Origin of the sequence: Labrenzia sp. OB1 (genome assembly GCF_001624695.1) — a bacterium.
GTDB lineage: Bacteria > Pseudomonadota > Alphaproteobacteria > Rhizobiales > Stappiaceae > Roseibium.
Genome location: NZ_JSEP01000062.1, coordinates 1 through 3447 on the forward strand (window position 1 = coordinate 1; position 3447 = coordinate 3447).

General features: G+C 49.9%; 3 protein-coding genes, 1 pseudogene and 1 other annotated feature. All 4 genes and pseudogenes read left to right on the forward strand.

Features of this window, described 5'->3' with window-relative positions; all coding sequences use genetic code 11:
• A partial coding sequence (locus tag OA90_RS27420) for an autotransporter domain-containing protein (RefSeq protein ID WP_156510723.1) occupies positions 1-264 on the forward strand: 264 nt, incomplete at its 5' end.
• Positions 265-385: 121 nt separating this feature from the next.
• On the forward strand, positions 386-1096 hold the full coding sequence (locus OA90_RS27425; RefSeq protein WP_068420187.1) for an IS6 family transposase: 711 nt from the start codon (positions 386-388) through the stop codon (positions 1094-1096).
• A 444-nt stretch (positions 1097-1540) separates the two neighbouring features.
• A complete protein-coding gene (locus OA90_RS27430) occupies positions 1541-2800 on the forward strand; it encodes a hypothetical protein (protein ID WP_156510724.1) in 1260 nt (419 codons plus the stop codon).
• A gap of 216 nt (positions 2801-3016) precedes the next feature.
• Positions 3017-3447: pseudogene (locus tag OA90_RS27435) on the forward strand (transposase); the annotation flags it as partial.
• Positions 3298-3414: a sequence feature (AL1L pseudoknot), on the forward strand. (Overlaps the previous pseudogene by 117 nt.)

Below are 3447 nucleotides of genomic sequence, written 5' to 3' on the forward strand. Positions count from 1 at the left end.
GAGATCGGCCCGCTCAAACTCTACGGTTCTCTTGCCTGGCGGCGCCTGATCGGCAACGAGGACTTGTCCCGCCAGATGGCCTTTGCGGACAGTCACACGTTCCAGGTGCATGGCGTCCCRCTGGCTCGCGACACGGCGAATGTGGAGATGGGCATGGCGCTGGATCTGGGGCAGGAGCTTCAGGCCGCGGTGGACTATCAGGGTGCATTCGGCCGCGATGCTAAAGACAACTATTTCGGCTTGAAAGTCGCCAAACGGTTCTGACCCACTGCTGATTTGAACGGGCTCCAGGCGACGATTACGATGGCGGTGCTGCTGGCGTATGAGGGAGATTGGCTGGGATTGGCAAGTTGTTGACGGAACTCAGAGCTTGTAGATCGCTGTGATGATTCAGAGTTCCGATTTTGCGCGCCTTAAGGGCTTCCGTTTTCCCAGGTCGATCATTTCCTACGCGGTTTGGGCGTATCATCGCTTTGCGTTGAGTACGGCCGATGTTGAAGATCTCCTGGCGGAGCGGGGTATTGGTGTCAGCCGGGAAACGATCCGCAACTGGGTGAACCGGTTTGGTCGGCATTTCGCGCGTTGCATTCGTCGAGACCGGCCAAAGCCCAACAACAAGTGGCCTCTTGATGAGGTGGTGATTGTCATCGGCGGTGTGAAATACTGGCTCTGGCGGGCGATTGACGGCGATGGCGATGTGCTCGACATCCTGGTTCAATCCCACCGCAATGCAAAAGCTGCCAGGCGTTTCTTCGACAGGTTGGTCACGCAATTCGGCGAGCCCAGGGTCGTGGTGACGGATAAGCTGCGCAGCTACACCAAGCCGGTTCAGGCCCTTGCTCCGGATGCTGATCATCGCGCTCACAAGGGGCAGAATAACAGGATTGAGAATTCCCATCGTCCGACACGCAAACGGGAGAAGATTATGGGTCCTTTCAAGTCGCCCCGGCAAGCGCAGCGGTTTCTGTCTGCCCACGATCAGATCAACACGATCTTCCGGCCACGCCGCTACACCCTGTCGGCCGCCGCATACCGGCACGCAAAGGCTGATGCATTCGGCTTATGGCACGACTACACCGGCGAAATGAACGCCTGAAATCCGTCCAAAGCACGGCCCCTTCCGGGCACAACAAAACAAGCTGGCAATCCCGCACTGACCGCACTCGTGCAGTTTTCGGGCGGAACCACTTAAAAACTGAAAAAACTGCCGAAACAAACCGGGCCAATTCTTTCGTATGCTGTTCCAATTGTGACACATGAAAGGATTGGATCTGGATATTTTAGCCGTTAGAAACGTTTAAGGAATTCATGATGCTTTCGTCAAAAGTTAGTAATGTTGCAGGCAGAACCGGCAATACGGAGCCTGCTACATCGCCAAATAATCAGGCAACGCAAGAGCGGGACGGCCATACCTTTCCACTTAAAAACTGAAAAAACTGCCGAAACAAACCGGGCCAATTCTTTCGTATGCTGTTCCAATTGTGACACATGAAAGGATTGGATCTGGATATTTTAGCCGTTAGAAACGTTTAAGGAATTCATGATGCTTTCGTCAAAAGTTAGTAATGTTGCAGGCAGAACCGGCAATACGGAGCCTGCTACATCGCCAAATAATCAGGCAACGCAAGAGCGGGACGGCCATACCTTTTCAAGGAGTTCTGCTGTGAGGCTTAGTAATCCCACGAGTGGGTTAATGGATCGGATCAGAAGCTTCTCCGGGCGTATTTCCTGCGGAAGCATATCTCAGGTTGGAGGGAGGGATGTCGATGAGCTAAATGTTCGGCGGGTTCAAGGGCATACTCCAGAGGGAACGGCCAAAAATGTCTTGGACATTTTAAGTAAAAGTGATTTTGGAGAACGCGAAGGCTGCAAGTTCAGCGTCGCTGTTCAATTATTGAGTTCCTTGGTAACGCCTGCGGATTTGACTAACGATGAGGTTAAGCGCTATTTGTATTTAGAATCCGCCGAGCACCTCCACAAAGTTGGAAGTTATTTAACCAAAGCTTTTGATGAGCTATCCGAAGAAAAAGTCATAGTAATTCGTGATAATTTGAGATTTATTGCAAGATCCGTTGCTAGAACGCTTTCAATTGATTTTCATGGTAAACTCCGTGAATCGTGTTTGCAGACGGTTAAAGAGCTTTGTTATCCCTCCAACAGGGAACACAGTTTTTTTGAATTCTTTGAATTCAGAAGGACGTCTGAATTTGACTTCGGAAGTACAACTGAAGCGGAACAAAGATTTATTGAACGCTTTGACTTCAGAAAGACAGCTGAAGCGGAACGAAAAAATGAACTTTATGAAAGGAAGTATTGGAATTCAACGCCGGAGGAAGCGGCCAATACCATATTGGAAATGTTAATTGCAGGGGATTTTAACTTCAATAAAGTCACCAGAATGGGCCAATGGACTACGAGTATGAGCTGGATGCTAGTTGATAAGACATCTGGAGGATCTCGAGATATACTATGTGCACCCAGAGAACAAACTATTGATTACTTTAGTCGCGCTCTTGTGGAGATTCCAAAAGATAAAGTTGAAGCAATTCTTATCAGTTTGGAAGCGAAAGAGCTCCGTAGAGCTATTTTTATAGATGCAACTGGCAGATTTATGCTCCAGACGATCAAAGATCTCTGTAATTCATACGACGAGATCGTTGCCAATAGTAGAAAGATATCTCAGGCTAAAGGAAACGATGAAGATGAAAAATCTGATCAACCAGTGATGAGAGCAACACCAGAGGATCAGTCAGACCACGAGCGCTTGGAGATGCTTTCTAGCGGATTTTCTACGTACTGACTACTCTGTAGATCCCAATTATATCCAAAGCATTCGATGTTGTCCAAATTGATCTTTTGGTAGCATCTTTGAAGAAAAGGTCATAGTAATTCGTGAAAATCTGGAAGCGCGTGTTAAACTGATTGAAATGAATGCTCACTTGGGGAAACGGTAGTGTCCAGTTTGAACCGCCCCGTGTTTGCCGGAGGCTCCAACTCCTGAGTAGGATGGAGCACTATGAGCAAAACGACGAACAAGTTTTCGCCTGAAGTTCGCGAGCGAGCAGTTCGCCTTGTGCTGGACAGTGAAGGTCAACACGGGTCTCGCTGGCAGGCGATTGTTTCGATAGCAGCCAAGATCGGCTGCTCGGCGCACACGCTGAACGAATGGGTCAAGAGATCCGAGGTTGATAGTGGTGCGCGGGCCGGCATTCCGACGGAGATGGCCGAGAAGATGAAGGCTCTGGAGCGGGAGAACCGTGAGCTTCGTCAGGCCAACGAGATCCTGCGCAAGGCGTCTGCGTATTTTGCCCAGGCGGAGCTCGACCGCCCACTGAAGCGATGATTGCCTTCATCGAAGAACACCGAGGTGTGTTTGGGATCGAGCCGATTTGCAGGCTGCTGCCGATTGCCCCATCGACCTATTACGAGAACATCGCCAAGCGTGAG